The sequence below is a fragment of the Enterobacter sp. Ap-1006 genome, from assembly GCF_011752835.1.
In the GTDB taxonomy this organism is placed as follows: Bacteria; Pseudomonadota; Gammaproteobacteria; order Enterobacterales; family Enterobacteriaceae; genus Cedecea.
In genome coordinates, this window is record NZ_VWWU01000021.1 from 1 (window position 1) to 663 (window position 663).

Sequence of the window (663 nt, forward strand, 5' to 3'; positions counted from 1 at the left end):
AGCGTATTCCCTGTTTTAGGATCGGTTAATACCACATCTCTTGTTACCCCATCGAGTGATATTGATACATGATTTTTTATCAAATCCGCAGACGCGTAATCAAAGTATTTCTCACCGGTTAAACCGGGGATCAAAATACTAAAATCCCCCTGCTCACAATATCCAGGAGTCTCGGAACAAAAACCCGATACGGGGGTGGTATTTACAAAGGCATTCTTCTGCGGCTGCGACAGGTCGGCAATAAATTCGGTGGTCACGTCCACCGTTGCGGCCCTGACAATCTGCATCATTGCTAACATAAAAATTCCGGATAGCGCTGCCAGTTTTATTGCACAAAAAATAGGCTTATTAATAAATAAGAAATTACAGCCTTGCCTGATATGCATTATATGTCCTTATTATTTTTTGCTGAACGCGCGTCAGCCATCGTATTTCCCGCCAGCGATAATTCGTCACAGGTCAGATTGCCGAGGAAAATAATCTCATCGGCCGTTTTCTGCGTGGTGGGATTCAGGCGTATTTCACACTGGTTCATTGCGCGGTACTCCACCGCCAGCACCGGGTTGTTTTCATGCACTTCGAGGGTGAACAGCCCGTCGGATTCGGTGACCGTCCTGCCGGCATGATTCACCACCTGAGCACCGCCCAGGGCGTGGCCATCGC

General features: G+C 47.8%; 1 protein-coding gene and 1 pseudogene. Both read right to left on the reverse strand.

Translation table 11 applies throughout. The annotated features are described in order from the left end of the window. Positions 1 to 386, reverse strand: a pseudogene (locus F3J28_RS22285) (hypothetical protein); the annotation flags it as partial. Continuing rightward, the coding region (locus F3J28_RS22290) for a CS1-pili formation C-terminal domain-containing protein (protein ID WP_205247290.1) at positions 386 to 663 on the reverse strand (278 nt) is incomplete at its 5' end. The gene F3J28_RS22290 and the pseudogene F3J28_RS22285, both read right to left, overlap by 1 nt.